Origin of the sequence: Streptomyces griseiscabiei, assembly GCF_020010925.1 — a bacterium.
GTDB lineage: Bacteria > Actinomycetota > Actinomycetes > Streptomycetales > Streptomycetaceae > Streptomyces > Streptomyces griseiscabiei.
Genome location: NZ_JAGJBZ010000003.1, coordinates 432,381 through 459,295, shown reverse-complemented (window position 1 = coordinate 459,295; position 26,915 = coordinate 432,381). Strand labels below are relative to the sequence as shown.

At 69.0% G+C, this 26,915-nt stretch carries 23 protein-coding genes and 1 pseudogene; 12 read left to right on the top strand and 12 right to left on the bottom strand.

All coding sequences use genetic code 11. The annotated features are described in order from the left end of the window. The first annotated feature begins 51 nt into the window (after nt 1–51). A complete protein-coding gene (locus tag J8M51_RS35930; RefSeq protein WP_256965309.1) occupies nt 52–1,131 on the top strand; it encodes a hypothetical protein in 1,080 nt (359 codons plus the stop codon). Here the strand turns inward: J8M51_RS35930 and J8M51_RS35925 are convergent. Further along, nucleotides 1,061–1,903 (bottom strand): PE-PGRS family protein, encoded by an 843-nt coding sequence (locus tag J8M51_RS35925; RefSeq protein ID WP_086757969.1) that lies wholly within the window; start codon nt 1,901–1,903, stop codon nt 1,061–1,063. The genes J8M51_RS35930 and J8M51_RS35925 overlap by 71 nt on opposite strands. A 314-nt stretch (nt 1,904–2,217) precedes the next feature. Between J8M51_RS35925 and J8M51_RS35920 the strand changes: the two genes are divergently transcribed. Both J8M51_RS35920 and J8M51_RS35915 read left to right on the top strand, forming a co-directional pair. Further along, nucleotides 2,218–2,853: a hypothetical protein gene (locus J8M51_RS35920; RefSeq protein WP_086757971.1), complete on the top strand. Its 636-nt coding sequence runs from the start codon at nt 2,218–2,220 to the stop codon at nt 2,851–2,853. After that, complete coding sequence (locus J8M51_RS35915; protein WP_086757973.1) at nt 2,822–4,003, top strand: XRE family transcriptional regulator; 1,182 nt, start codon at nt 2,822–2,824, stop codon at nt 4,001–4,003. Before J8M51_RS35920 ends, J8M51_RS35915 begins: the two co-directional genes overlap by 32 nt. 100 nt (nt 4,004–4,103) lie before the next feature. Here the strand turns inward: J8M51_RS35915 and J8M51_RS35910 are convergent, their stop codons facing one another. After that, nucleotides 4,104–5,630 carry a LacI family DNA-binding transcriptional regulator gene (locus J8M51_RS35910; protein ID WP_086757975.1) on the bottom strand — a complete coding sequence of 509 codons (1,527 nt, stop codon included), beginning with the start codon at nt 5,628–5,630 and terminating at the stop codon, nt 4,104–4,106. Nucleotides 5,631–5,678: 48 nt separating this feature from the next. After that, nucleotides 5,679–6,059, bottom strand: a complete 381-nt coding sequence (locus tag J8M51_RS35905; protein WP_398857786.1) for a helix-turn-helix domain-containing protein — start codon at nt 6,057–6,059, stop codon at nt 5,679–5,681. Between the two features lie 817 nt (nt 6,060–6,876). Between J8M51_RS35905 and J8M51_RS35895 the strand changes: the two genes are divergently transcribed. The 6 genes from J8M51_RS35895 to J8M51_RS35870 all read left to right on the top strand — a co-directional run bounded on the left by J8M51_RS35895 (nt 6,877) and on the right by J8M51_RS35870 (nt 13,383). Further along, nucleotides 6,877–7,797 carry a hypothetical protein gene (locus J8M51_RS35895; protein WP_267299776.1) on the top strand — a complete coding sequence of 307 codons (921 nt, stop codon included), beginning with the start codon at nt 6,877–6,879 and terminating at the stop codon, nt 7,795–7,797. Continuing rightward, complete coding sequence (locus J8M51_RS35890) at nt 7,794–8,492, top strand: ATP-binding protein (RefSeq protein WP_267299904.1); 699 nt, start codon at nt 7,794–7,796, stop codon at nt 8,490–8,492. Before J8M51_RS35895 ends, J8M51_RS35890 begins: the two co-directional genes overlap by 4 nt. Before the next feature lie 89 nt (nt 8,493–8,581). Continuing rightward, nucleotides 8,582–9,913: a hypothetical protein gene (locus J8M51_RS35885; protein WP_086752895.1), complete on the top strand. Its 1,332-nt coding sequence runs from the start codon at nt 8,582–8,584 to the stop codon at nt 9,911–9,913. A 38-nt stretch (nt 9,914–9,951) separates the two neighbouring features. Further along, nucleotides 9,952–10,596 carry a MobC family plasmid mobilization relaxosome protein gene (locus J8M51_RS35880; protein ID WP_086752897.1) on the top strand — a complete coding sequence of 215 codons (645 nt, stop codon included), beginning with the start codon at nt 9,952–9,954 and terminating at the stop codon, nt 10,594–10,596. Then, nucleotides 10,593–12,314, top strand: coding sequence for a relaxase/mobilization nuclease domain-containing protein (locus tag J8M51_RS35875; RefSeq protein ID WP_086752899.1), 1,722 nt, complete (start codon nt 10,593–10,595; stop codon nt 12,312–12,314). Before J8M51_RS35880 ends, J8M51_RS35875 begins: the two co-directional genes overlap by 4 nt. Before the next feature lie 67 nt (nt 12,315–12,381). Then, nucleotides 12,382–13,383 (top strand): ParB N-terminal domain-containing protein, encoded by a 1,002-nt coding sequence (locus tag J8M51_RS35870; RefSeq protein ID WP_143673086.1) that lies wholly within the window; start codon nt 12,382–12,384, stop codon nt 13,381–13,383. A gap of 286 nt (nt 13,384–13,669) precedes the next feature. On the opposite strand, the gene J8M51_RS35865 is transcribed toward J8M51_RS35870, so the two are convergent. Further along, complete coding sequence (locus tag J8M51_RS35865; protein WP_256964064.1) at nt 13,670–14,419, bottom strand: DUF317 domain-containing protein; 750 nt, start codon at nt 14,417–14,419, stop codon at nt 13,670–13,672. Nucleotides 14,420–14,742: 323 nt separating this feature from the next. Between J8M51_RS35865 and J8M51_RS46375 the strand changes: the two are divergent. Then, a pseudogene (locus tag J8M51_RS46375) lies at nt 14,743–14,916 on the top strand (DUF5958 family protein); the annotation flags it as partial. A 180-nt stretch (nt 14,917–15,096) separates the two neighbouring features. Further along, nucleotides 15,097–16,866, top strand: a complete 1,770-nt coding sequence (locus J8M51_RS35860; protein WP_086752903.1) for a hypothetical protein — start codon at nt 15,097–15,099, stop codon at nt 16,864–16,866. Between the two features lie 572 nt (nt 16,867–17,438). Here the strand turns inward: J8M51_RS35860 and fxlM are convergent. The 6 genes from fxlM to J8M51_RS35830 all read right to left on the bottom strand — a co-directional run bounded on the left by fxlM (nt 17,439) and on the right by J8M51_RS35830 (nt 23,920). Further along, nucleotides 17,439–18,662, bottom strand: a complete 1,224-nt coding sequence (gene fxlM / locus J8M51_RS35855; RefSeq protein WP_086752907.1) for a methyltransferase, FxLD system — start codon at nt 18,660–18,662, stop codon at nt 17,439–17,441. A gap of 87 nt (nt 18,663–18,749) precedes the next feature. After that, nucleotides 18,750–19,925, bottom strand: coding sequence for a lanthionine synthetase C family protein (locus J8M51_RS35850; protein ID WP_256964060.1), 1,176 nt, complete (start codon nt 19,923–19,925; stop codon nt 18,750–18,752). After that, nucleotides 19,925–22,975, bottom strand: a complete 3,051-nt coding sequence (locus J8M51_RS35845; RefSeq protein WP_086752911.1) for a lantibiotic dehydratase — start codon at nt 22,973–22,975, stop codon at nt 19,925–19,927. Before J8M51_RS35845 ends, J8M51_RS35850 begins: the two co-directional genes overlap by 1 nt. 76 nt (nt 22,976–23,051) lie before the next feature. Beyond that, entirely contained in the window at nt 23,052–23,255 is a 204-nt protein-coding gene (gene fxlA, locus J8M51_RS35840) for an FxLD family lanthipeptide (RefSeq protein WP_086752913.1), read from the bottom strand. 189 nt (nt 23,256–23,444) lie between these two features. Next, nucleotides 23,445–23,624, bottom strand: coding sequence for a hypothetical protein (locus J8M51_RS35835; RefSeq protein ID WP_143673087.1), 180 nt, complete (start codon nt 23,622–23,624; stop codon nt 23,445–23,447). Beyond that, nucleotides 23,621–23,920 carry a hypothetical protein gene (locus J8M51_RS35830; protein ID WP_256964061.1) on the bottom strand — a complete coding sequence of 100 codons (300 nt, stop codon included), beginning with the start codon at nt 23,918–23,920 and terminating at the stop codon, nt 23,621–23,623. The genes J8M51_RS35835 and J8M51_RS35830 overlap by 4 nt, the downstream gene beginning before the upstream one ends. 363 nt (nt 23,921–24,283) lie before the next feature. Between J8M51_RS35830 and J8M51_RS46370 the strand changes: the two genes are divergently transcribed. Further along, complete coding sequence (locus J8M51_RS46370; RefSeq protein WP_143673088.1) at nt 24,284–24,844, top strand: ATP-binding protein; 561 nt, start codon at nt 24,284–24,286, stop codon at nt 24,842–24,844. Here the strand turns inward: J8M51_RS46370 and J8M51_RS35825 are convergent. Then, nucleotides 24,725–25,429, bottom strand: coding sequence for a 2'-5' RNA ligase family protein (locus J8M51_RS35825; RefSeq protein ID WP_086752915.1), 705 nt, complete (start codon nt 25,427–25,429; stop codon nt 24,725–24,727). The genes J8M51_RS46370 and J8M51_RS35825 overlap by 120 nt on opposite strands. Nucleotides 25,430–25,484: 55 nt before the next feature. Beyond that, complete coding sequence (locus J8M51_RS35820; RefSeq protein ID WP_086752917.1) at nt 25,485–26,825, bottom strand: hypothetical protein; 1,341 nt, start codon at nt 26,823–26,825, stop codon at nt 25,485–25,487. Nucleotides 26,826–26,915 lie beyond the last annotated feature (90 nt).

Sequence of the window (26,915 nt, the reverse complement as noted above, 5' to 3'; positions counted from 1 at the left end):
CTGAAGTACAGCGGGCGGGCGAAGGGCGACTTCTTCCTCGGTCTGCTGAGGGTGTCCGGCGAAGACGACACCGAGTGGAACCGAATCCGGCTGGCGCGCAGCCGAGTGATCACCGACGTCGAGGACGTGCTCGCCGCGGTCACCAAGGATCACAGCGCCTTCGAGATCTCCGACGAGGTCCTGCCGAGGGTGCTCGCGCTGATCCGGCTGCTCGCCGAACAGGCCCTCGCACGGTACGGCGAGATCGCGGTGTCCAAGAAGCGCAGGCAGCCAAGGCCGCTGCTCACTGTCCACGGCAGGACGTACGAGGTCGGCTTCCGTGAGCGGCAGAAGCAGGTCCGGTACGTCCCCAAGCAGCCGGGCCGACGCACGTACGACTGGCAGCGGGTCACGCCGGCCCAGAAGTTTGAGCCGTCCGGCGAACTGGAACTGCTGGTCAGCGAGAACTCGGGCTACAGCTACAACTACGGCTGGAAGAAGGAATGGGCCGACACGGCCAAGAAGCCGCTGGAGGAGCAGATCGCCTCAATCTTCCGGGCGTTGAAGGCACGCGCGGAGGAGCAGGAGCAGGCACGGCTAGAACGAGAGGCCGAGCAACGGCGTCTCCGCGAGGAGCGGGAGCGCCAGGAGGCCGAGCGCCGACGACTGGCGGAGGAGCGGGAGGAGCGCGAGCGGCGGGAGTGGGAGGCCGCGGTAAGTGCGGCTTCGGTGCAGGCGGTTCACGCGGTACGGGCCGAGCACTTCGGCACGGCCCTGGAGCAGTGGCGGGTCGCCGGTGAGATCCGGGCCTTCTGTGCCGCGCTGGATGACGTCGCCGCCGCATCGGAGGACGCCCTCGAAACTGAGAGGCTGCGCGAGTGGTCGGCTTGGGGGAACACAGAGGCCGATCAGCTCGACCCCACGACGAATGGCAAGGGTCTGGCCGCCCGTGACTTCAACGTGGAGCCGACGAAGAAGCAGCTGCGACCGTTCCTCGACGGCTGGCGGCCGGACCGTCCGGAGAAGGAGCCTCCGCCTCAGCCAACGCCTCCCAAGCCGGAGCCGGACTCGTGGCGCGGCGTCATCGACGCACATCAGGATCAAGGGTGGCGATATGGACGCCAAGGTCGCGCTCAATGGTGGAGGCGATGACGCCGTGACCTCGGTCGCGTAGGGCCTTGACCGCCTTGTCGACGAGTTCTCCGAGCCGGATGACCTCGGCGCGCAGGGCGACCAACTCGTCGTAGCGGTCGGCCTTGTCTTCGCCGCACCAGGCCCGGACGGTTCGCAAGACAGCTGCCTCTGCGTCCAGCTTCCGGTCGTCCCGTCGGCTGTAGGAGTACCAGGAGGACTGGGCACGCTCCTGTTCGACGCCCTGCTGCTTGCGATCCACCTCCGGAAGGATCTCGTCGGCGAGGCGGCCGGCGATCTGACGGGTAACGCGCTCGGTGACCGGCCACCCGGCCAGGCACATGCCGTGGCGGTTCTCGTACACCATGGCGTCGCTGCGGAGTTCGGCTGCATCCATGCCGATGAGCGGTGCCGTCTCGTCGAGGCGGCTCAGTTCCAGGACCCCGGCGTCGGCCACTGTTCGGCGCAGGCGGAGCCTGTTCTTCGGACGGACGAAGCCGAGGATCATGCGGGCCGCCTCGAAATCCGTGCTGCCCCGGACGTGGCGAGAGGACTCCGCCAGCGCCAGCTCCGCCGCGTCATCCGCGCGGAACGTATCGACATCCGCCCACGGCGCTACGAGAGAGCCGGAACTGACCCACTCCTGCAAGCCAGCGGCATCGCCTTCGAGAAACCGCACGTGGATCCAGCCAGACCTGCCGGAGCTGCCCACGCGTACGACCTCGACCTGGCGGACCTCGCTACCCAAGCCCTTCGGCCTCGCGCGGTATGCCCAGTGCTCGCCAATCTCCATGTGCCTATTGAGCCAGGTCTGATGGACCGTCGGTGAGCATTCACCGTTCCTGCGAGAGCCAGCTGACCCTGCTACCTCTGCCCCAGCGAGCTATAGCTGCGCGCGAAGTCGGCATCAGCTCTGCTCTCCTGGGCGACCGCATACGCCTGATCGAGCCCCATGACACCCGCCGTCAGTCCACGTGATCGGGCCCGTACAGCAGGGCACAGCGCGCCGTATGGCAGGACTCTATGACCCGTCAGGCCCCCTGCATCCCAAGGCGTTTGTGAGTAACCAGCTACACCCTTAACTTTTCCCGTGATATTTTCACGGATGTGATTAAGGATGAGGTCGCGCACATCCGCGACGCCACCGCGCAGCTCTGTGAGCCCCTTCACGACGCCTTCGCGTGGGCTGTTCAGCACCAGCGGGCCCAGGTGCCCGAGATGAACGGCCACGCCTACGGCTGGATACGCACGCACATGACCCGCGCCTTCGTCCACTACCGCCTCGGTACAGCGGCGGCCAGGCTCGGCGACTGGAAGCTCAGCGGCAACCACCGCCGGAATGGCGAGCTGTGGCTTACGAACGATGAGTACTGCACCCGACTGCTGCATGGCTTCAGGGACGATCACGTCCCGGCTCCTGGACCGAACCGTCAGCGGCGCGCCTTCTACCAGAATCGCCCATTGACGAAGTTCGGACAGCCGACCCTGATGGGGCCGGAAGACAACGACCTGCTTATCCTCTGGCGTATCGATGCCGAGGGAGCACCGTTGTTCCGGGTAGTGCGGACCATCGGAACGTGGAGGTTCGGCAAAGAACAGCTTGTCGATCTTGATTTTCCGCTGCTCGCCAGTGCATCCGACCTGCGAGACCTTCACTTCGAGCCGCAAGATGAAGGTCTGGAACTCGAACTTCCGGATGAGGAGACGAACGATGCCGACGGCACTGGAGGCTTCCCCTGGTGAGCGGCTGCGGACACTCCGCGACCTCCTCGGGCTCACCGGTGCCGACCTCCACCGCCTGACAGGAATCAGCCAAAGCTGGACCTCGCAGGTTGAGACAGGTGCACGCGAGCCAGCAGAGGACCGGCTGCGCGTGATTGCTGAAGCCACCGATACGCCGATGAGCTTTTTCTACGCGCAGCCTTCCTCCGTACCACTGGACTCGTTGCGCTTTCGCAAGATGGCAACTGCGAGCCGGACTGTCACCCGCCGGATCAGCGCGTTCTACGGCGAGAGCTTTCGCGTGACAGAGGAGATCACCAACAGGGCCGGCTACCCGGCACCGCCACTTCCGTTCGCCAGCACACAAGACCTGTCGCAAGACGACATTGAGGAACTGGCAGCCCAGACTCGCGAGGCCCTGCGCCTAGCCCCAGACAAGCCCATCCCCCACCTCACACGTGCGCTTGAGCGCGCTGGTATCGCGGTTGCCCCCATCGTGCTGCCTGATCCAACGGGCGACTCAGTTAGCCCAACGAACAAGCACTTCGGCGTTTCATACTGGGCTGGCATCGGAGAGACCGCACTGATCGCGTACTTTCCAGGCGCACAGGGCGACCGGGACCGGTTCACTCTCGCTCATGAACTCGGTCACCTCGTACTCCACACCTTCAGGCCACGCGCAGCAGATCCCGAGGGTGAAGCAAACAGGTTCGCCGGCGCCCTGCTTGTCCCCTACGAAAGGGCACGGGAGGAGATCACGGACCGTCTGACCTTGGAGGGCTTCGCTCGCCGGAAGCAGACATGGGGGGTGTCGATGCAGGCCCTGATCCTTCGTGGTGCCGCAGTCGGTCACATCGACGACAGCCGCAAGCGATCGCTATATGTGCAGCTCACTCAGCGCGGCTGGCGCAAGGAGGAGCCGGTGTCGGTAGGACAGGAGGCTCCCCTGCTCCTTTGGAGCCTCCTGCAGCGCCAGTACGGGGACAAACCGTATCTACGCGCGTCAGACCAACTGGCGATCCAGCCTACGATCCTGCGGTCCATCGCTCCGCAGCCGGTCGCGAACACCTCATCAGCGCGTTCCGGCCAGCCAAGAGCGGATGGCAAGGTAGTCGCCTTCAAGCAGCGGACCGGCCGTTCAGGGGACGATCTACGCAGTACTGCACCCTGACCATTAGGTCCCCGCCAAACGCACGCGTGCTTCAGAAGTCCACTTCCGACCGGAACGCGTTGGGCCCGGCACCGAGCATTCGGCGCCGGGCCCAACCAACTTAGCCAACGCTACGGAGAGCAAGCCGCCGCAAACGCAGAAGCTCGTTGAGGACGCGCACCGGCGATGTGGGGCTCATGGCCAGCCGAACGTCGAGTGCCGTATCCCACTGCTCGGTCAGTCCAAGCTTGAGCCGATTGCGCATGCCGGCAGTGACATGGGCGTAGCGCGCGGAGACCGAGCCGTCGATGTGGCCCATGCGGTCGTCCATGAGGACCTTCTCGGTGCCGAGGTCCTCCATCACCGTTCGGTGGGTGTGGCGGAGGCCGTGGGGTGTGAGGCCCTTGGCAATCGGGAGCCAGCAGGCGTCGGCCCGGTCGCTGGCGCCACGTCCTCGGGCTGGGACGCCGGGCCACGGCTCGCCGAGGAGCGGTACGGGTCGGGCCTCCTGCGGTGCCTTCTTCGGGTACCAGCCGGAGACCGCCGGGGTGAACAGCCAGGTGGCGAAGCCGTTTCGGCGCCAGTGGGCTGCGTGTTGCGATACCGCCCCGCCGCGCACGAACCCCAGATCTGTAATGGCCTGTTCCACCCTGACCCGCTTGGCTTCGGTGACGCGGTCGGGGTGGTTGAGGACATTGGATACCGTGCCGGTGGAGACTTCGGCTCGGCGTGCGACATCGACGAGCTTCGCGCCGTGGTGGCCGCCGGTGCGGGCCGTGCCCTGGCCCCGGAAGACGTAGGTCTTGCCGTGACACGGGCAGGGTTTCGGCTTCGTACGGGCGACGTGGTTGGTGACCAGGGCCGACAGCCAGACCATCGCGTCGATGGTGCGGTAGCTGTCGTCCTTGGGCGGGCAGCGGACGAGCTCGCCGGTGTCGAGTTCGTACAGTTGCCACTCGACGCGGACGGCCCCGGGGCGGGCGAACTCGGTCTCCAGGCCGACGATTTCGCCCCAGCGCATGCCGGTGTAGCCCTTGAGGACGACGGCGACGAACTCGTCGTCGCGGCCGGAGAGCAGGGCGGCCCGCTCGGCAGTCAGCAGTATGCCGAGCGGGTCAGTGACCACCTTCTCCGGGCCGCGGTCGCGGGAGCGTCCGGCGCGCTTGCCGCGTCCGCGTCGCCTGGCGGCCGGGTTCGAGGTGATCAGGCCCTCGTCGATCGCGTCCTCGAAGATCAGGTGGAGCGTCGAGCGCCAGGTCTTGACGCTGGAGGCCGCGTAGGCGGCCTTCTCCTTCTTCTCCCACAGGTCGACGTCCGTGCGCAGAATGCCGGCGAGCGCCTTGTCCTCGAAGTCGGGGAGGAGGTGCTCCTCGATGTGGCGCTTGTAGTTCTGCATGGTCGAGGCGGCCAGGTCCTGGGCCTCGTACCAGCGGTTGGCGTACTCGCCGAAGGTCTCCAGGCCGAGTGCCGGGTCGCGCCAGTCGCCGCGCCGGTACTTGTTCTCGGCCTCGCTCGCGGCGCGCTGGGCCTCGCCCTTGGTGGCGAACCGGATCGCCTTGCCGATGTCGTCGACCACCGTGAGGTGCTTGCCGGGCGCGGTCTTGTACCGGCCGCGCCAGTAGTTTCCGCGCTTCTCCGCGAAACCCAACTTCCGTCTTCCTCCCCTGCTCTCGGCTTGTGACTGGGTGCGGGCGCGCTACGCGACGGTCTCGTACTGGGTACGGCGCGGCGGTCGAGCCCGCAGACGCCCTGGCGTCGGGGCCGTAGTCGGCTCAGGAGGCCGGGCGGCACGAGTTCGTCCAGCCGGAGGACTTGTCGTTGCACGGCTCACCGGCGTGCTGCTAACGGATCGCTTCGGGCGCTCTTCGTGGAGGCGGACGATCTCGGCGAGGTGCGCGGCGGTGAAGCGGTAGGCGCGGCCGACGCGAGTGTGCGGGATGAGTCCGCGTCGGGCCCGGTCCTTGACCCACCAGGCGGAGCAGCCGAGGGCTTCAGCGATTTCTTCGGGGCGGTAGAGGCGGGGCAAGGGGTATCCCCCCTCGGTGCCGGGAAGGCGTTGTACGAGGGCAGGGGGTATCTCGGAGTGGTGCAAGAAGGGCGGGTCCTAAATGGGTGGGGGCGTGCTCGGTCAGCGGTGCTGAGCGGTCCTCGTCACGTGGCGGTCGGCCCTGCAGCAGCACGAGAGGCGAGACCACGAAGGCTTCGGCGATCGCGACGAGGTCGTCAGCATCTCATCGGCGTTGGGCGCGTTCGATGCGGGACAGCATTGTGTTGGACATCGGATGGCCGAAGGCGGTCACGCGGCCGGCCAACTGGCGTTGTGACAGGCCGCGTTCGGTTCGGAGCATTTCGATGGTGCGGGCCGCCTGCATTCCTGCGGGTCCGACTTCCAGTGGGCGTGGGGGCATGGCTCAAATTTAAAGGTGCATTCGCCGGTTTGGGTAACCGGCGATCGTGGTCTATGTTGCGCTCGCGTCGTTTGCCGAGATGCGGTTCCAGGGAGCGGGGAAGAGGCACGGAACAGCGCGTCGATCATGACTCTGACGTGCGGTTTTGTGTTGTAGCTTCCCCATCTGCGGCTCGTCAACGGCTTGCCGACGTGATGCTTCTGGCTCTGCGATCCGGGCACCTATTTGGTCAACGGCCGATCGTGCCTTACGGTTTTGCTCCCACCCCGCTACCGAGCCCCATTTCTCGCAGCCTTTCTGCCGTGAGAGATTGCGCCGGATAGAGCTGGACTTGCGCGACTGGGGTGTGGCTATGTTGACGACACCCCCCGGAAACGCAATCGCTTCCCGGCGCGCGTCCGCGCCAACACCCCCTCGAATCCCGCCCCGACCGACGGTGAGCCGTGATGTCCGCGCACAGGCCACCGAGTAAGGACCGCCCCGCACTTGGCACGAATCCGCACCATCAAGCCCGAAGCCTTCGTCTCCGAGTCCCTGGCCGTCGTCTCCCTGACCGCCGAGCGCACCTTCCTCGGCCTGCTCACCCAGGCCGACGACCAGGGCCGCCACCGCGACCACGCCGCGATCATCGCCGGGCAGCTGTGGGTACTACGCCCGGAGCACACCCCGTCCGATGTCGAGACGGACCTCGCCCAGCTCGCCGACGCCGGGCTGATCTGCCGCTACAAGACGCCGGATCACAAGCGGTACCTGCACATCGTGACCTGGCATCAGCATCAGAAGATCAACCGGCCGAGCAAGAGCCGCCTCCCGGGCTGCCCGGTTCACGAGGCTTCGGTCACGTCGGCTCCTGCCGTGAGCGCCGGTGTCACGGAGTACTCGCCGCCGCCTCACGCAGTCCTCACTGAAGGTTCCGGCGCGGTCAGGGAGTCCGCACTGAATCCGAGGCTTGAGAGCGAAGTGGCAGGTCAGGAGCGCTTCCCGGAGTCCTCCGTGAGGGATCAGGGAGCGGTCCGTGAGGCAGCAGTGACGTCTCACGGTCCGGATCTAGGACCTAGGACCGTGGATCTAGGAGATATCCCTTCGGGGGGCGCCAGCGCCCACGCGCCCGACACCGTCTCGGCCAAGCAGCTCCTCGGCGAGTACATCGCCGCGTGCAACCACCGCCCGCCGGATGCCTTCCTGAACCATCTCGGCAAACAGGTGCGCAAGCTGCTCGACGAGGGCATCGCCCCCGCACACCTCCGGGCCGCCCTCGAACGCCACCGGGCCAAGGGCCTGTCCCCGGGCGTCCTGCCCAGCCTCGTCCACGAGGTCATGAACGCCGCATCCCCCACCACACCCGCCGCCCACCGGACGTGGACGAACCCCACCGACGTCGTCGCCGCCTACGGAGATGAGCTCTGACCGCCACCCTCACCCGCGCCCCCCAGCCCGTCGGCCAGATCGCCGACCGGCTCAACACGATCCTCGCCAACCGCGGCATCGACCCCACCACCACAGCCGCCCACGACCCGGCGCCCGAGACCGTCACCGCCCTGGAACTCGCCGACGCCCGCATCCCCGCCCGCTACCGCCGCGCCCTGGCCGACCACCCCCAGATCACCGTCTGGGCCGACCAGATCGCCCGCGCCGGACGCCCCGGCCCGACCGGACCCGGCATCTCCGAGGGCCCGTCGCTGCTGATCGCCGGCCCCACCGGCACCGGCAAAACCCACCAAGCGTACGGCGCCGTCCGGGCCCTCCTCACCCGAGGCGTCCGCCTGCGCTGGGAGGCCACCACCTCCGCCGACCTGCACGCACGGCTCCGCCCCCGCGCCGGCCACGACGGCGAACGGGAACTGCAGACGCTCGCCCGCTGCCCGCTACTGCTCCTGGACGACCTCGGCGCGGCCAAGACCAGCGAGTGGACCGAGGAGCTCACTTACCGGCTCATCAACCACCGGTACGAGCACATGCTCCCCACCCTCATCACCACCAACCTCCCCACCACCGAGCTCCGCACCACCCTCGGCGACCGCGTCGCCTCCCGGCTCGCCGAGATGACCGAACGCGTCATCCTCACCGGCCCCGACCGACGCCGCACCGCGCCCTCCGTCTGAACGGCCCGCGATCCCTCCCCGTCCCACCACCTCACCCGCACGTGCTTCCGGCTGCCCTGGAACGCGCGGGTCCCTTGGAGAGCCTCTGCATGACCCCTGGCACCACCACGCTCATCAGCGCCATCGACGTCGGCATGCCCGCCTTGCCGCACTGGTTCCCTGCGCCTGCTGCCATCGCGGCTCTGCTCGTCGTCGTACTGTCCGTCGCATGGTCCCTGGGGAAGTACCGGCGGAAGCCGAGCGCGGGACAGCGCCGTAGCACCGCCGCGATCCCGGTCGCCGCCGTCGCCGCGATCGGCTGCACCGCCTACAGCGCGGACACCAGCTGGCGCTTCGCCGCCGACTACCTCGACATGGGCAGCGCCGTCGAGCGCGCCGCGATGTTCGCCGCCGCCGAACTGGCGCTGTTCGCCACCGCGCTGATGGCGCGAGCGAACCTCAACGGCTCCAAGCAGGCGCCCGGGGTGCCCGGCACTCTCACCTGGGTGATCACCTGCGTGCAGATTGTGCCCGCCTACGCCGAGTCCGGGCTGGTCGGCGGAACTGTGCGGGCCTTCGTCGGCCCGGTCCTGGCGGCAGTGCTCTGGCACCTGGCCATGGGCATCGAACTGCGCCACCGCAGCCCGCACGCCGACTCCCGCAGCCTGACCGCCCTCCTCACCCGACAGGCACGCGAACGGCTGCTGGCTCGTCTGGGAATTGCCGACCGGGACGCGGATGCCGCCCGGATCATCCGCGACCGCGCCCTCGACCGGGCCGTAACCCTGATCCTCCGGGCAGAGACCATGACACCCGGCAAACGCACCAAGTGGCGAGGCCGGCGCCTCACCCGCCGCCTGCACCAGGCCCTGGAGCAGGCTGATGTCGACCGCGACGAGCACCAGGACGAGCTCCTGTTGCGCAAACTCGCCACCCGTCGGCAGGTCGCTTCCCTGGCCTCCAAGCCATTGCCCGCGCGTTGGCCCGAACCCTCCGTGCGTACGAAGGGCGGCTCCGCGACGGCCCGGCCGCGGGCCACGGCAGGAGAGCGGGCAGAAATCTCGGGCCGCCCGCCCTCCAGGGGCGCGGGCGATGATGCCGCCGACCCGGCGCCCCGCCCCCAGCCCGAAACCCGCCCGCAACAGCCCGCCCGCACAACCTTCGGCCTGGAACGAAAGCCGGACGAGGAGCCGCCGGGCAGCGGCCACAGCACGGCCTCACGGGCGGAGTCGAAGCGCTCAAACTCCAAGCCGCGCGCCACACGGGATCTCCTCAACAAATACGCCCGTGACCTCCTCCACGAGCACGGACGCCTCTCCCGTGACTTGCTGGAAGACGCTGTGCGGAAGGACGGCTACAGCGTGGCCAGCGACACCGCCGGAGAGGTGGTCCGCACCGTCAAGGCCGAGCTGCCGACCGCGCCCGCCAGCCACCCGCACTGAGACCGACCACTCCCCCAACGCCCAAGGAAAGCCGCTCAATGCACGACTCGCGCCACGAACTACACGACACCCAAAAGGAGATCACCACGCCCACCTCGACGGCAGCAAGCAATAGCGATGGACCGTCCATAGGCCGGTCCATCGCGGACTCCTCCGCCCCAGGGGTGGCGAAGGAGCAGCTCCGGCACGAGGGCGTGCCGGAGCAGGAGCGGGTGGGCGGCGGCGAACAGTCGCGCGATCCCTCCGTTGGGGCCAAGCAGCGTGCGCCGTACCGCCGCGCGAACCTCGATGCGCAGCGCTCCGAGCATGTCACCGCCCGCTTTGCGCCGTATGAGAAGCGCGACATCCAGTCAGCGGCAAAAGCCGAGCACGTGACCATGGCGCGGTACATCGCCGACGCCACCATGGCCCGCGTCTGCGGTGAGATCACCGTCGCCGCCCCTCGCACTGTCTACGACGATGCGGTCGACGAGCTCGCCACCCAGCGGGCGCAGATCGCCCGGATAGGCAACAACGTCAACCAGATCGCCCGCCGCCTCAATTCGGGCGACGATCCACACCCTGTGGACGCCGCCATCCTTCAGCGGGCCGAGCGCCTGCTCGCCACCGCCCACGACACGGTCCGGGCGATCGACGACGCGGCCTTCCGGGCAGCCGGGCAGAAGGCGGGCGGCCTGAGTTGATCGCGAACATCGTCAAGCCTGGCAGCAACACCTACGGCGTCCTGGCGTACCTCTTCGACAAGGGCCGCGCCAACGAACACACCGACCAGCACATCGTCGCTTCCTGGGATGGCTTCATTCCTGACCCCGGCCCGTATGACAGCCCCGGGCACAAGCAGCGGCTCGGCCAGCTCGCCAAGGCCCTGGATCTGCGGGTCGAGCAGGCCGGCGACAAGGCACCCGAGGGGCACGTGTGGCACTGCTCGGTGCGCGCCGCGCCCGAGGACCGCACCCTGACTGATGCCGAGTGGGCGACGATCGCCAAGCGCATGGTCCATGCGACCGGCATCGCACCGGAGGGCGATCCGGACGGCTGCCGGTGGGTTGCCGTGCGCCACGCGGACGACCACATCCACATCGTCGCCACCAAAGTCCGCGGCGATCTACGCCCGCCGCGGAACTGGAACGACTACCACCGCTCCATGACCGAACTCGCCAGGATCGAGCAGGATTTCGGCCTCACCCAGGTTCCTCGCGGCCCCGAAGCCGCCACCGGCACACCGGCGGCGAAGCGCCCCACCCGCGCCGAGCAGGAGAAGGCCAAACGGCTGGGCCACCACAAGACGGCTCGCGAGCAGCTGCGGCACACCGTGCGCACCGCGCTCTCCCACGCGAAGGACCTGGACGAGTTCTTCAACCTGCTCGCCGACGCCGGCCTCCAAGTCGAAACACGCACTCTGCCCTCCGGCGACCTCGGCGGCTACAAGGTCGCCCTGCCTGACGACGGCACACCCATCTGGTACTCCGGTTCCAGCCTCGCCGCCGACCTGTCCCTCCCGCAGATCCAGCAGCGTCTGGCCGCCACCGAAGCACACACCGCCACTGCAACCTCACCAGCCGGCCACTACCGCCGCAGCCCCTGGCACCAGGCCACCGCGGCCGCAGAACGTATCCCCCACCACCTTGATCACGCCGACGACAGCGCTGCACAAGCCCACCTGACCATCTTCAGCGAAGTCCTCTACGCCATGCCCGCCCACGCCCCCGTCCATCTCAAGGCCGAACTCCACAGCGCCGCCGTCGCCTTCGAGCACGCCGCCCACACCCGTACCCACGCCGACCACCAGCACGCCCGCGCCCTGCGCGGCGCTCTGAAAGCCATGCGCTACCAGCCCGCGGACCACACCGGCCTGGCCATGCTCCTGGACGTCGCCATTCTCGTCGTCCTCGCAGCCCAGCGCCGCAGCGCGCTGCACCACCACGACCGGCAGGTGGCCGCCGCCCGCCAAACGCTCATCCATCTCCAGGCCGCCTACGACCAGATCGCCCCCACCAGCCTCGCCGTACTCGCCGGGCGCCGCCTTTCCGAAAGCACCGTCCACCGGTACGCCCGCACCCTGCACGAGGTCCTGCCCTCCCACTCCGGACAGATCCTCACCGAGGCTGCCTGGCCCGCACTCACAGCCGCCCTCGCCTCCGCCGAAGCTGCAGGCCACAACCCCGCAGCCATCCTCCGACAGGCAGCCCAGCAACGCTCCTTGAGCGACGCCAAATCGGCATTCGAAGTTCTCGTCTGGCGCATCCAACGCCTCGGCGACCGGCACGCCCCCGGCCCAGGTGCACGAGCCGCACAAGCCCGTAGCCCCCACATCCCCCACGTCCTGTCCACAGCGAGGGCCACCGCCGCGACACCCCCCACATCCACGCAGCCGCCATCCCGCACTCACCGGCTGCGGTGAGCACCAGCCCCCTCACGCAGCGGCCGCGCACGCCTCTCACCCGCTACTGAGAACCACCGAAGTCACGATGACAACCGATCAGCGACAACAGCCCTGTCCCCGGACTTACGACGCCGCAGGACATCTGCGGCGCGCCACCAGCACCCCACCCGACAAGGAGCGCATCATCCAGACCCACTCCACCGCTGACATGTTCCCGATGCTCAGCGCCGACGAGCTGCACGATCTGGCCGAGTCCATCAAGACCGAGGGCCAGCACGAGGCCATCGTCCTGAGCGCCGACGGCGTCCTCCTCGACGGACGTAACCGTCTGGCCGCCTGCGAGATCGCCAACGTCGAGCCGCGCTTCACGACGTACACCGGCAGCGACGCCAAGGGGCTGATACTCGCCCATAACCTGCGCCGTCGGCACATCAGCAAGGGCCAGCAGGCGATGATCGTCGCGATGGCCCGTTCCTTTTCGGAACACTCGCTGCGCCACCAGGCCAAGGTCCACAGCATCAGCCTGACCCGCCTCTCCAACGCGGCCACGGTCCTCAAGCACAACCCCCACCTCGCCGAGCAGGTACGCAGCGGCAAGCTCAGCCTCGATGCCGCCTACAGCACCGTCCGCGAACACCAGGCCCGCGCCGCCGAGATCCAGGCCCAGCACGGCCGCCTGCGCGAGCACGCCCCCGACCTCGCCGAACAGGTCAGCGAGGGCCTCCGCACCCTCGACGACGCCATAGCCGCACTCGACCAGCGGCAGCACGAAGAACAGCTCCGGCAGTCCGTGCAGCGCACGGACGCTCTCCGCCTCTCCGACGGCGATCCCTCCCCGCCCCTGGCCCAGCTCGTCGAGCGGGGAGACATCACCTGGGAGCAGGCCCACGGGCGCGCTGAAGAGTTCCTCGTCCACCGGCGGAATGCCGTCCAGCAAGCGCAGCAGGCTCTCCGGGTGGTCGCCGAGAACTGGGCTACGGTCCAAGACCTCGCTGCCCGACCCGACACCCCTTACAGGCGGGACATCCTTGACGGCCTCACGCCCGAAGTCCGCTCCCTCGCGCATAACCTGACCGCCCTGGCCTGACACGGCGGCGCCCCTGGGGGCCGGCCTTGTTGGCTCCGGCCTCCAGGGGCGAGGGCGGTGAAGCTCGCCCATGTCACGGGGCTTACACCGTGGGGAACGTCAGGCACCTCCGCGACCAGGGATCTGGCGCTCCAGGAACCAGCCTTGGAGTGCGTCGAAAGAACAAGACTCTCTCCTTCTCTGTCCTAGGGCAGGCGCGGGGGACGCTCCTCATACGTCTGGTCGGCCGCAACTCGGGGAGATTCGGTGACGGGCCGCACAACAGCAGCTCCTGCGGCAGGTGTTGTCAGCTGCGGCGGACGATAGTCAGCCGCCCCTCCGCGATCTCGGGCACAGTGTGGCGAGGCACCGGCACCGGGGAGGCGAGCGAGGAGGCGAACGCGGCGACCAGGTCGTGGGGGACGCTGGCGCTGAAGCTGGCGCACCACAGATACGGCGCACCGGGCACGGGCTCCGCCCACGCCTGCCAACCCACCAAATCCGGCCGCGGGTCGGCGTCCTCGATGAGCGGCGGCAGCATCTCCAGAGAGACGCAGGAGGAGAACCCGGGGTCTGCGGCAGTGGTGCGGGGGCGATCCACGTCGCGGATCCAACCCCGGGCACTCAGCGCGTCGAGGACCGTCTCCGGCCCGTCGAAGCCGACGTCGGGTGCCTCACGGGTGTCGATCGCCACGAGGAGATCGGCAAGTGCCTCGTAGGAGACGCCCATGGTGAAGTACGCGTTCCACTCTGGCATCGCGGAGGCGGCATGGTCACGGGCGCTCAGCTGCCAGGCAATGGGCAGACCGCCCAGCTCGAACGGATAGGCCGCGAGGATCCACTCGGCCCCACGCAGCCCATCCGGGCTTACGTAGAGAAGGGTGTGGCGGGAGGTGGGCCACATGCGCCAGCCGAGGTCGGACAGGGTGTCGCCGATCCGCTCGGCGAGCGCACCGTCGTCGCCGGCCAGATGACGCGGAGTGACCCAGTAAACCGGGTCTGGCAAGTCCGGTCGGGAGCGGTCGCTGGAGTGGTGCGGGAGCAGGGGCACCTCCATGGGCTCGTAGGGTGGAACACTGGCCTCCGGGATCACCGGCATCAACTCGTTGGCCAGGCCCTCCGGCAAGGTGTTGCAGGTTGACATAGCGGCGCAGCCGTGCACCAGTCGTTTCGTGATCTTTCCTGTCTGCCTGCGGCGAACCGGTGGATAGATGGACAGGCACACACCAGAGAGGCGGGCCGCACCCGCCGCGACTCCGGCATGTGATCGCCATGCTTGCGCATGGACTGCGTCCGCTCGTACGGGGGCGAGTGGTTCGAGGGCCTTGCCGCTGACGAGCAGTTCGAGGTCCTGCGGGACCTGAGCGGGTTTGCGTCCAGGCCCGCGCGACGGTGAAGGACGCCCCCGAGGGCGTGCGGGCCGGCATCCGGCCGACGCGCACTTCGGCGGCCCTGATCGTAGCCGGGCAATTGCCCGCGCAGCTGACAAAGATCATCAATCTGTCGCGAAACGAGCGAGTGAAGAGATTTCGGCTGGTGGTAGCCCTGCTTTGAGTGACCGACAAATGCCGCCGGGAGCGGTTCCGTGCCGCCGGGTGCACCCATGCCTGGCACCAGCCAGTCCGGAATGAACTGGCGGATTCAGGCTAAACCGCAGGGAGTTGAGCCGTAGACTTCGCCAGTCAACGCCGCCGAGGTCCGGCCGTTGCGCGCGCCTGCGGGGGAGGAGATCGCATGCAGGATTCTTCGGACTCGATGGAGCTCGCCGAGCCTGAGGAGAGCGGCCGGGGCAATACCGCCGACTCACCTGTTGTGGACGATCCGACGTCCGACTCGGACCTCGACGCGACGACGGTGTCGACGGTACTGGTGGAGGTGCTTCCAGGGGTGGCTGTCGTCGCCGGTGAGGTGCCGCCGGAGTTGAAACCCGATCTGATCGACTTCGGGATCGTGCCGGCTGCCGACCGCAAGCAGATCTCAGCGATCCTCGCCTCGATCGGGAACGCGGCGACTGTAGTCGACAATCTCGGAAACGCGTTCGCCGGCATGCAGGGGCTCTACAGGATCGACGCCACGACACAGGCCCTGCTGAACAGCGGCGCAACGCTCGCCGTCAAGGACGGAGGGAACCTCGGAGCGGTGATGGTTCCTGGCCGCATCCTGCGTCAGGCCCGCTTCTACTCCGTGAATGCGGTGAGCAAGGCGCAGACCGCGGCCTCGATCGGGCCGGCGCTGGCCATGGTCGGCCTTCAGATGATGCTGAGTGAGGTCTCGGGCCTCGTCAGAACCAACCTCGCGGTGACGAGTCAGGTCCTCACCACCATCCGCAAGGATCAGTGGGCCGAACTGACGGGGCTCGTCGCCGCCGTCGATCGCGCTGTCGACCAGGCGCGCGAGATCGAATCGGTCCCGACGTCCTTGTGGGAGGACGTCGTGGGCAGTGGAGCGCTGCTGCAGAAGCAGCTTGAGCTCTACCAGGGGAACGTCCGCGACCACGTCAGGCAGATCGGTCGGGCCGACGCACGCAGCCACCGTGAGTATCTGCAGACGAACGCCGAGGCGATCGCCTTCGATGCCTACGCCCTCCTGTCCTCCCTCAAGGCATGGACCGGGTATCACGCGCTCCGCGCCGCGAAGGCGAGAGCCGCTGGACGCGAAGACGCCGCCGAGGCGCAGTACGCCGAGGTCATCGCGCGCGACACCCGCGCCGAGTTCGACTCCGCTCTCGCCGAGTCGACGAGCCTCGTCGACGCGCTGACGCGGGAGCTGCGGATCACCGCCGAGCTCCCCGGACCCGACGCATGGCCGCTGCCGGGCAAGCGGAAGGACGTGAAAGCAGCCCGCGAAACCTCCGCCCGTCTTCTGGAGGCGATCGAGCCTCTTGCCGACGCTCTCCATCCGCCGGCTCCTCCGCTCGAGGCTCCGGACGTGGTCTGCGCACCCGAATCGCTGGATCGCGAGCCGTACCTTCGCATCCTGCGATGGCTCCTTGAGGGCGGTGAGACCGTACGTGTGCTCGCCTTCCCCGACCAGCTCGATGCCCTCGGTCCAATTTCTGCGATCGTCGGCGGAGCGAAGGAGAAGTTGGCGGCAGCGAGGGACAAGGCTGCGGCAAAGACACTGGTCGCCGTCACGGATCGCCGCATCATCACGGCCAAGACGAACGCATTCCTTGAGCAAGCAGAGATCCGTCAGGACATTCCGATTGACCAAGTGCGATACGTCCGGGCAACGACCACACAGGACAAAACCGCGCGCTTGGCGGTCGACCTCATCACGCGGGACGAGAACATCCGGTGGCTCTTCCACGTTGACATAGACAACACTCAAGTTGACGCGCTTGCCGCCGTGCTTGCCGAGTCGATGACGATCCCGGACGTCGAACGCGATGAGCTGCAACGGCGGCGCTACACCCCCATCGAGGCGAGTAAGAAGGGCGAGAGTCCTGGCACGAGGTCTTCCGAACCGGCTGGATCCGAGGCCACGACCCGCGATGCCGAATAGGCCCCGAGCCCGATTGACTAGTTCCTGGCTGGGGCCGATAGGGAAGCAGGCACCACGTGATCATCAGAGGTGGCGTGGACTTTGGTTGACTCCGGTACGGCGTGAGGGTGGTACGAGGCCAGTGGAAGTAGAGCGCTGCGACGAGTGCGGCGGCAAGATCGTTATCGGGCTCGGATGCGAGTGTCCGCCAGGCTCGTCCGCGTCGGCGGTGCCGCGTTCGGTGAGTGCGTTCGTGAGGACGGAGTGGCGTACTCACCCGGAGGACACAATCCTGATCTCCCCCGCCCAGTGCGCGCACAGGCCCGGGTGGTGCGACCACATGACCGAGGACGACGTACAGCCGCCGCGCTGGGGTTGGATCCCGAGTCCTCCGCCCGGGCTCTGGGAGCGGTTGAGCAGTGCTTCTCCGGCGCCCGCCACCGCGGGCAATCCGAGGCGGCGGGCAGTACGACGGTGCACTACCTGTGAGGCGAACCTCGCGCAGGGCTGACCACCGCAGTGCGTCATCGTTCCGTTCTCGCTTCAGTGGGTGCGGCCTCCCCCGTCAACGGCCGCGCCCGCCTGCGTCAAGATCAGTAGCTGATGACGAGCCGCACGGAGGGCCGGTCGATCAAGGCCCCGTCGGCGAGGTCCCTGTCCGGTGTGTCCGCGGGGTAGGCCGTGACGACGGGTTCGGCGGTCCTGGCTGGGCTCCAGGCGCGGATTTGCGCGCAGATCCGCTCAGCGAGATCGGCGCCGGCCGGGCCATAGCCGACAGCTCCCAGCCGGAACCGAGGTTCTGTCTCGGGGTCTTTGGCGGTCCGCTCCAGGGTGAGGTACGCGATGGAGTCCCCCTCGACGAGGGCGGGGCTCAAGGCGGGTGACGCGGGGCGGTGGAGGCCAGCCTCCACCGCTTCGGGCTTCACGGTGATGCGGCAGGTCGCTCGCTCGGTGGCGCTCAGCCGCAGCCAGACGCCGTCGAACGACTCGACGGGCCCGACCGTCACACCGGTCCAGACGACCGACTTCGGTCGGGTGAGCGCGTCGCGAAGAAGTTCCGGGGCGATGGACTGGTCCTCGTCCCAGTAGAGCCGGACGAGCCGGTCGTCGTCGATGTAATCGTTCCGCTCTCCGTCCTGGCCGATCACCGGGAGGAAGCCGCACATCTTGACGGAGTCGGACTGCATCCGCCCCTCCTCGCGTTGGAAGGCCACGGCCCTGGAGAGCCCGCGCCATCGCAGCGGGACCACGAGGCGTCCGCCGACGGCGAGCTGGTCCCACCAGGCGCCGGGGAGGTCCCACATGCCGACCGTGGCGATCATTCGGTCGTAAGGGCTGAACTCCTGGGCGCCGAGGGCGCCGTCCCTCGTGACGACGCGAACGTCTTCGTATCCGTTGGCGTCCAGTGTCCGGCGGGCGTAGGCGGTCACGTCGGGGTCGATGTCGCATGTGGTGACCTGTCCGGACTTCCCGGTGAGGTGCTTGAGCAGGGCGGCGTTGTAGCCGGTGCCGGCCCCGATCTCGAAGATGTTGTCGCCGTCGCGGACTGCGAGCTGGACCAGCATGAAGTGCACGACGTCGGGCTGGGGGGCGCAGCTCAGCGGGAGTGCGTCCTCGTCGGGGTTCTCCTTGATCGTCACGCTCTTGTTGGCGTACGCCTCCTCAAGGGGCGCGTCGGGGAGGAAGGCGTGGCGGGGTACGGTCCGCATGGCGGTTTCGACGCGTGCGTCCCGGAGGCCGGAGATGTCCTCCTTCAGGATGGCGTCGACCAGGCGGTTGCGCAGGTCCTTGGGGGAGGCGCCAGTGGTGGTGTTCATCGTGTCCTTTCGGAAGGTGCTCGGCTGCGCGTACGGCAGGGGCCGATCGTTCTAATTTGTTCTGGTGTGCGGATGTGGTTCGCGGCGTCACCCTGTCAGGAGCAGGCAGCGGTCCCAGGGGGCGGTGATCGCCGCGTTGACGGGGTCGGTGAGACGGACCAGGTGGATACCTGCCGCGCCATCCATCAGGCTGGCGCCGTCCGGCAGTCCGTGGTGGTCCAGGTGCTTGTTGAGCCGGACGTTCAGGCGGCGTAGACGCGACGCGAGTTCGTCGTCGAGGGAGTCGGTGGCGGCACGGGAGACGGTCTGTGTGAGTCCCGCCCAACCGTGGCAGAGGGATGCGTCGGTGAGCTGGGCGAGCTGCTGGTCGTCGGCAAGACATCCGGCCAGGGCATGCTCGGCCTGGCGTTGCCGGTCACGGTCGCCGAGAGCGAGGCCGGCGAGTTGTTGGGCGCGGGCGATGCCGGGGGTGCCGTAGCACCAGGACGGGCGTCTCGGTCCTGGGCGCTGGAGTTCGCCGCGTCGGTGTTCGGCTCGGGTGATCAGGTCCGGCCACCAGGCGCGCGATCCGGTGCCGTTGCGCCACCGGTCGAGCCAGTCGCAGATCCGGGTGATGGCTTGCGTCTGTCCGGGCACCGTGTGGCCATGTCGCAGGGCTGTGGCCAGCAGCGCCAGCGGTCCGGCGATGCCGTGGGCGAGGCCGAAGTTGCCGTGTCCGCCGGGCCATCGCGGCGTTGGTCGCAGATCGGGGCTGTCTCCCGTCCACCAGCCGGGCAGACGTTGCGCTTCGATGGTGATCGGTTCCGTCAGCCGCACCAGGTAGGCGAGGACGTCCCGAAGCTCCGTCGTGTGACCGCGGTGCAGGTGGTACACGCCCAGCCCGGTCAGTCCGCTGATGAGGTCGTACTCGCCCAGGGCGGGCAACGCGCCGTGATCGATGCGGGCGTGTGCCCGCTGGAGTCGTTGGCGTGTGACGTCGGCGAGGTGTGTGTCCAGGGTCGCCAGGGCGCGAGTGGAGGTGTTCGTGTGCGTGAAGCTGAGGACGTACGCGACGGCCGGAGCGCCCTCATACAGACCGCATGCTTCGGCGGCTGCCTGGATAGGGCCCTTGAGCATGGCGGCGGCCCACGGCCGGAGCGCGTCCCGGTCCTCTTCGCCGGTGTGGGCCCTGACGGCGTGCAGCAGTGCGACTCCCGCCGCGCCGGAGTACAGCGACTGCCCCCAGCCGGGCCCGGTAGGTGTGGGCGGCGCGTCGTAGTTCATCAGCGGCTCTCCCCCGGCCAGGCGGCCCATGCGACGGCGGACTGACGGGCAAGGCGGCGGCAGATCCTCTCGTCCTCCCGGTCCAGGCCACGCAGGCGGTTGTGGTGCATGTGCAGCAAGGATTCCAGGACGGAGTCGAGGTCCATGCTCTCGGCGAGGCCCTCGCGATACAGCGCCAGGGCCACGGCGCGACGGTTCCACGCTTGGGCGAGCTCTTCGCCCCAGCCCCGGGCATGAGGCGTAGTGCGGCGAACGAGTTCGATGGCCTGGTCGCTGACGCCTCGCTCGACGCGAGCCGGAGGCGCGGGCCGGTTCGCCAGCCACCGCATGCCCTCGTCGGGGCCGAGCAAGCCGCAGGCGATGTCCACCATGCCGACCGCGGCCAGCGTGCGTCCGTCGACGCCGTCAACTCCGGGGCCCTGTAGGGCGGCGAGGGCGTAGGCCGAGTCGGCCGTGAACGCCGCCTCGGCGCAGCGCAGAGCGGCGCCTGGGCCGTAGCGGCCGATCTCCGGGGTGTACGTGTCGAACACGAGCCTGCTGCTGAGCCCCTCGCGGCGCAGCCCGGCGGCCCATCCGGCGACGAGCTCAGTGCAGGCGGCGTACTGTCCGGGGCTGCGGGTGCGGATGCGCAAGCGGAGGTGGTCGAGGTCGTGCGGGGTGCGGTAGCGGACGAACCACCACTCGGGTGTACCTGGGAGTTGGGTCACGAGCCTCGCGAGGTGAGTGCCGATCAGCTCATCGAGCTGTTCGGGGTGGCTGTAGATCTTGGCGTTCAGCCAGGGTGCCTGTACCGCCCCCGGTACGGGCCCGAGGGTGCTGTTGGTGAGCACGGGGAGGAAGCCGGCGAGCGGGTCGGGTGTCGGCGCGCGGGTGCTGGTCATCGGCAGGGCGAACTCGTGGACGTGGCCGCCGATCCAGCCGTAGGTCTCCTCGGTCGGCGCCTCCGTCAGCACGGCATGGCCTTCCCGGTCCAGGTTGGCGCGCAGGACGGTGGTGTGTGCGGGCACGTCGAGTTGGAGCCGCCGTGTCCGGTCGTCCTCCCGCAGCTCGACGGCACCGTGGCAGTGCCACAACTTCCGCCACCGGCCGAGGGCTTCGGCCCACTCCCGCATGTCCGCGCCGCGGCTCGGAAGGTCGTCGGCGGGCAGGTTCCAGCGGCTGGGAGAGAGGATCACGCGCCCGTAGCGGACGCGCGGCAGGAACGGCAGCCGCGCGCCGTGCGGCCCCCAGTCGAAGCCGGTCCAGGCAGGGCCGAAGGAGCGGGTCAGGTGAGCCAGGAACCGGGCCAGGGGCGAGGGTTGCTTGTCCAGGGCCATGGCGTGGAAGACCTGCGGGTCCACCAGGCGACGGCGGGAGATGCTGACCAGGTAGAGGCGAGTGTGCGTGGCCGTGACCGCGAGGTCGTCCACGTCGATGAGCGTCGTCGAGGTGTCGTCAGGACTGCGGTGCTCGCCCAACGGGATCACGTGCGGAAGATAAGCGGGTATGCGGGCGACGTTCTCTGTGTGCGGGTAAAGGGGCGGGAAGGAGAGCTGCGCGGTCAGCGCGTTCTCGACGCCCGTGGGAACTTGGCGGTAGACCTCGTCGAGTCCCGTGCCGGTCGCGACCGGAGTGAACCGGGAGGTGAGCGTTCCCGCGGCGCGGGCCGGTGTCACCGTGAGCGTGAAGTCCCCGTGCTCCAGGGCGGACAGGCTGTCGGCGTGCAGACGCGCACAAATCTCCACGTGGGGTGGTGCCTCCTGCCCGGTCGGCGCATCGCCAGCCAGGCGGTCGATCAGGTCGTCGGTGAGGACGATCTCTCTGCTGCCGTCGGCCAGTGCCTGCCAGGCCAGGGCCAGCAGCCGCTCGTCCCGCTCGGAGACTGTCGGGGGCGGTGCGGTCATGCGGCTGCCGGGGTACTCGGCTGGATAGCCGAGCCCGGACGCCGGGTCGACGACCTCCTTCACCGGCACGAGCGTGCCGGTGCCATACCGCTCCCAGAACGCGACCTGGTACTCCTTCCACACACCCTGGCCCGCCGGTCGGCGCGTGAGCCGCAGTAGGGCGTCCGCCGCCCTCTCCATCTCGAGCGCGACGCTCTCGGGGATCCGTACCTCGGCATCCAGCCCCAAGTCGACGGCCAGCGGGCTTCGACCCGCGTCGGAGAGCCGACGCAGCCGACCCGTGAGTTCCTCCCGAGCCGACCCTTGCGCGTTCGTCGGGCGCCGGTTGTGTTCGTGTACGGCGCGTTGCACCGCTTCCAGCTCGTAGAGAACCTGCGCGACCTGTGGCACTGTGCCCGCGTCCGCGCCGTGCAGCCGCTCGATCAGGTGGGACAGCGGATCGGTGCTGGTCATCGGCGCGCGCAAATTGGTGATGAGGAACTTCTCACGTGCCAGTGCGCCGAGCAGTGTGCGGATGTTCTGTGGCTCGGTTCGGGGGAAGGAGGCGGCCAACTGCTCAGCAAGTGCAGCGAAGTGGACCGGACGGCGTGCCAGGTCCTCGATCACGCGTACCGCGCTGGTGCGCCGGACGGTGGCGCCCATCGGCCCGCCATGCGGGACGTGAAGGCGTCCGCCGCGGCGCGCCGCCAGATTGTTCAGGACGACATCCAGGCGCTCCAGCAGGGCCGGGCACACCTCCAAACGGACGATGACGTCGTCCAGCCACTCGGTGTCCACCCGCGCCACGGCCCGGTGTGCGTCTCCCCACCTCACGTGTGGCGTCGAACCCACGCTGGCCGCGGTGACTCCCGCGAAGAGGGCGAACGGGGTCGGTCGCCCGGTGGCGCGCAACAAGTAGCGGACGATGGCCATGGCGGCGCGCCGGACCTGCCTGGAGGGTGTCGGCTGCCCAACGCAGATCGCGTCGACCCGCGTGGCGAGATCGCCGCTCGCCTGCCGGACGGCGCCAGCGAACCGCGCATCGGCCCACACCTGCCTCAGCCACCTGCCGCACGCCTCCGTGTCGGACGGGTCAGGCCACCAGCCCGGCAGACCCGTCAGCGGCATCGCGGCGGCCCGGAGCAGCGCCGTGCCTGTGTGCTGGTAGAGCTTTCCGTCGCTTCCCATCCCCAAGCCTCCGTCAGTGCTGTGAACGAGCGGGGTCGGGGGCGGCAGCGCCCCCGACCCCGTGCACGGGCCGTCGTCAGACAGCGCTGGCGCAGGACGAGGCGCAGGAGGCCGCGCACCCGTCACCGGTGCCGCACGCCTGGGGGAGCAGGTCGGCGCCGATCTCCGTGACGATGGTCAGGTCGACGTCGAACGGGTCGGTGGGCGCCTCGGGGGCGGCCGTCACAGCGGACGCCCTGGTGGTGGCCGTCGTGATCGGGCTGAGCATGGTTGCGGTCATCGCACTTCCTCTTCTGTCGGAAAGATCCGAAGGGTTCGTCGTGCTGCCCGGCCTGCGTGTGTATTGCCGCTGGGGCCGAGTTTCTGCATTCGCACCTTGGTGAGTGCGGCCCCTCTCCGGTTGATCGGATTCCGTGGGGGACATGGATTCGGAGCATCCGGAGAGGGGGGTCGAGGACGCGGGCCGGGGTTACCGGGACTGGCCCGCGTAGAGCGTGGTCAAGGTTGTGCCGGTCACCAGGACGGGCAGGAACAGAACCTGGAAGGTGCCGAAGCCGAACCGACCGACGTACGTCGCCGGATGCCGCAGCACCCATCCGACCTGGTCGAGCAGCCGCAGGAGCGGCCGTTGCCGCATCCGGGCCATCACGCCGCCGACCTCCGTGCGCCCGTGGAGCTGGCGGCATCGACGACCGCCCACGGCGTCGTGATCAGCGCTCCGGTCCGAGCCTGCCAGGCAGCGAGGTTTGCCCTGTCATCCTCCAGATGCCCCAGCATCACGAGCAGAGGGGTGACGATCCCGGCCGCCTTCCCCTGCTCGACCGCGGCCAAAGCGTTGTGCCAGCCCTCGCACAGGGCGCGGCTCTCGAACGGTGCCGCCCGGTCCACGTGCGTCTCGACCTCCTCCCAGCCGGCACCGGAGATGTACCGCTGTGCGCTGGCCACGCTGTGGTCGGCGGCCTCACCGAGCGACGCGGGCAGGCAGGCAGGCAGGCAGGCAGGCAGGCAGGCAGGCAGGCAGGCAGGCAGGCGTACAACACCAGGCGCGTGCCCGGGGGCACCTCGTGTGGTGCGGTCTGCCTCGCACTGCCGCTCATTCCGCGATCCCTCCAGCCCTGTGAGCCGAGACGCCAAGGACCGGCGCCTCGACGAAGAGCCTCGCTGGGGGCAGTCGGCGGCGGTACGCCGTCAGCACGCCGTTCGTCCGCCGTCCGGCGGCGCGCGAAGAGGCGGAGGCGCGGCGTACCGCCGCGGCTCACGCGTGGCGAGGCTGATCGGTCCAGTGCCAAGCGGAAACGAGAAGCGGCGATGGACGCGGTGGACGAAGAGCGCCTCTGCAGGCGGATGCCAGTGTGGCGTCATTGGGTGAAGCTGGCCGATTGCACCGAGCCTTCGGGCCTCGCGCGCAGACACGTACGAGAGTTCCTCGATGGACGTGCCGCGCCGGAGCGGGTCGACGACGCCGTTCTGATCGCCTCGGAGCTCGTGGGCAACGCGCTCAGGCACACAGCCGGCGGACCGGACTACATGTGTGTGGAGGTTTACCGGGACGTGGCAGTACTGCGCGTCCACGACGCGGGACGGGATGTCTCCAGGGTTCGGGCACGCTCTGCGGAAGAGTCGGTGGATCAGCTGACGGGCAATGGCCTCGGACTGCTGCTCGTCGGTGAGTTGGCCTCCGCGTGGTCCGTTCGGCCGACCGCGATCGGCAAGGAAGTGGTCGTGGTTCTCTCCCTTGACGCCGGTGGGCTATCCGAGCGGGACGCTCTTCCGTACATCCCAGCGGTACGCCCGCCCCTCACGGCGGAGCTCCACCAACTGAACGACGGCAACGGAGAGTTCCACGGCCGGGAGAGCGCGGAGGCTTGAGACCGTCTCCACGACGGGGGCGGCGGGGCGTCGACGGTTGTTGTACGCGAGGCTCAGGTGCGGCCGGAAGGCGGACGTCGGCTTCTTCGGGGCCAGACCGACGCTGCTCCCCGCCTTGGCCAGCGCGTGGTGCAGCCGGAGCAGGGGTTCCCAGGGTCCGAGGGACAGCCGGACGGCGCCGCGGGAGCCGGCCAGCGGCATGGCGCGTACGGAGAAAGCGGAGGGCAGCAGCGCCTCGGCGTCCCGCGCCAGGCTGTCCAGCTGGCCGGGGGTGACGACGTCCGGCGTTCCCACTCGGGCGAGGGTGATGTGCAATCCGTCCGCCGGCACCGGGTCGAGGCCGAGGGGTGCCAGCTCCTCCTGGCAGTGTCCAGCGAGAGTCGCGAGCCGCTGATCATCCGGGAAGGTCAGCATCCAGTAGTACGCCCGGCTGCCGTCCGACCAGCCGGGGCGTGCCCAGTGGTCGGTCATCTCGTCGAGTGCGCTGAACGCCGCCCAGTCGTGGGCCGCAGTGACCGCCGGATCGTGCGTGTCGGCGGGGGGCTCGGCGGGGAACGCGGCGGGATCGGCGCTGAGCAGGGGCACCCGACGTACTCCTTCGGCTTCACACTGCCCCGGAGCACGACGACACCGACGGCGCCTACGACGCGGATGACGCCATGGCCAGGGCCTCTGGCTGCGAGCTCCAGGTCCGGAACTCCTCGCCATAATCGCGTACCGCCGGGTGATCACGCCACGGCCCGGCCTGCTCATACAGGTCACGAGAGCGTTGGTAGACGGAGCTGATCGGGGTGTCTCCGCACAGCCGCAGGGCCTCACGGCCCAGCGCCATCGCCTGGTCGACGTCGGGCGTGCGCTGCTGCAGCAGCGCGGTGGCGACGTCGAGGCGTACGAGCGAACGGCTCCAGGAGGAGGTCGAGTGCTCCACCAGATCGTCGATGCGCTCGGCGTCGCGCAGTACCTGAGCCGTGTTGCGCAGCGCCACGTGTGACGTGACGGCGTTGGCCAGCGTCCGGGCCCGTCCGTACGGCTCGAAGGAGATGCAGGAGGTCAGCCCGACGGGTACCCCGTGGAGGTCGGAGAGGCGGAGTGCCTGCCCGATGGTCTGCTCGACGGCACGCCGGTCGCCGGTCTTGCCGAGAGCCCGGGCCCGGCCGTTGGCGAGCAAGCGGATGGACTGGGCGTGGCGCGGAGCTCGCTCGACGGCCGCGGCCGCGCAGGCGTCCGCCTCGTCGTACCGGCCGGCGTAGTAGAGGCTGAAGGACAGGGTGCCGCACGCCCAGAGGTCGGTGTCCAGGTCGCCGATCTCACGGCTGAGTTCCCGGGCTTCGGTGCAGTACGCCTCCGAGAGCGCGAAGTCGCCCGTGTTCACCGCCATGTAGCCGAGCAGGCCGGAGGCGCGGGCGGCGACGCGGAAGAGTTCCCGGCGCGTGCGTGGGGGCTGGCGGCCGTCGAGGAGGGTGTGGGCGAGCTGCCGCACCTGCCGAGCCTGGGGACGGAGGAGGTACGGCCCGTCCTGTTCGTACCGGCTGGCGATTCCTTCCAGCGAGGAGTCGAGGAAGGCGAGCGTCGCATCGTCGGTGTTGCTGGCCGTGAGCTGCCGGGCCCGGATGACGATGTCCAGTGGGTTCTCGTCGTCCTCGCGTGGCGGATGCGCACTCGTCGCCTGCTGGCCCGTGCTCGACTCCCCGTCGCGGTCGTGCGCGGAGTCGTCGTCGTACGCCGTGGAGAAAAGCTGGGACACGGGTCTGCCCAGCATGTGCTCCAGAACCCGGCAGGCGTCAGGACGGGGCAGAGTCAACAACTCCCCGCCGTACCAGCGGTCGAACTGACGTGGAGAGACCTGAAGGGACGCCAGGCGGGGGTCTCGGTCGAGCTCTGCCAGCCGGGCAGCGGCCCGCTCGTACTGGGCGGCGAAAGCCTCGTGCGTCGTCAGGTGCCGTTGCTGGAGCAGCTGCCGGAGCAGCGTTGTCCGAGGCATGGCCCACCCTCCTGGTGCTGCGTGCAGGACCGACGCGAAGGCGCGTGCAGGTAGCGAGGTCGTAGCCTGCTCGCCCATCGGTCGGCTGCG

What these genes read in the sequence shown, in the direction of transcription:
- J8M51_RS35850 (WP_256964060.1), bottom strand. Translation starts at nt 19,925, where the DNA reads ATGAACTACGACGCGCCGCCCACACCTACCGGGCCCGGCTGGGGGCAG.
- J8M51_RS35845 (WP_086752911.1), bottom strand. Translation starts at nt 22,975, where the DNA reads ATGGGAAGCGACGGAAAGCTCTACCAGCACACAGGCACGGCGCTGCTC.
- J8M51_RS35880 (WP_086752897.1), top strand. Translation starts at nt 9,952, where the DNA reads ATGCACGACTCGCGCCACGAACTACACGACACCCAAAAGGAGATCACC.
- fxlM (WP_086752907.1), bottom strand. Translation starts at nt 18,662, where the DNA reads ATGAACACCACCACTGGCGCCTCCCCCAAGGACCTGCGCAACCGCCTG.
- J8M51_RS46370 (WP_143673088.1), top strand. Translation starts at nt 24,284, where the DNA reads ATGGACGCGGTGGACGAAGAGCGCCTCTGCAGGCGGATGCCAGTGTGG.
- J8M51_RS35820 (WP_086752917.1), bottom strand. Translation starts at nt 26,825, where the DNA reads ATGCCTCGGACAACGCTGCTCCGGCAGCTGCTCCAGCAACGGCACCTG.
- J8M51_RS35860 (WP_086752903.1), top strand. Translation starts at nt 15,097, where the DNA reads ATGCAGGATTCTTCGGACTCGATGGAGCTCGCCGAGCCTGAGGAGAGC.
- J8M51_RS35915 (WP_086757973.1), top strand. Translation starts at nt 2,822, where the DNA reads ATGCCGACGGCACTGGAGGCTTCCCCTGGTGAGCGGCTGCGGACACTC.
- J8M51_RS35925 (WP_086757969.1), bottom strand. Translation starts at nt 1,903, where the DNA reads ATGGAGATTGGCGAGCACTGGGCATACCGCGCGAGGCCGAAGGGCTTG.
- J8M51_RS35885 (WP_086752895.1), top strand. Translation starts at nt 8,582, where the DNA reads ATGACCCCTGGCACCACCACGCTCATCAGCGCCATCGACGTCGGCATG.
- J8M51_RS35865 (WP_256964064.1), bottom strand. Translation starts at nt 14,419, where the DNA reads ATGGAGGTGCCCCTGCTCCCGCACCACTCCAGCGACCGCTCCCGACCG.
- fxlA (WP_086752913.1), bottom strand. Translation starts at nt 23,255, where the DNA reads ATGACCGCAACCATGCTCAGCCCGATCACGACGGCCACCACCAGGGCG.
- J8M51_RS35870 (WP_143673086.1), top strand. Translation starts at nt 12,382, where the DNA reads ATGACAACCGATCAGCGACAACAGCCCTGTCCCCGGACTTACGACGCC.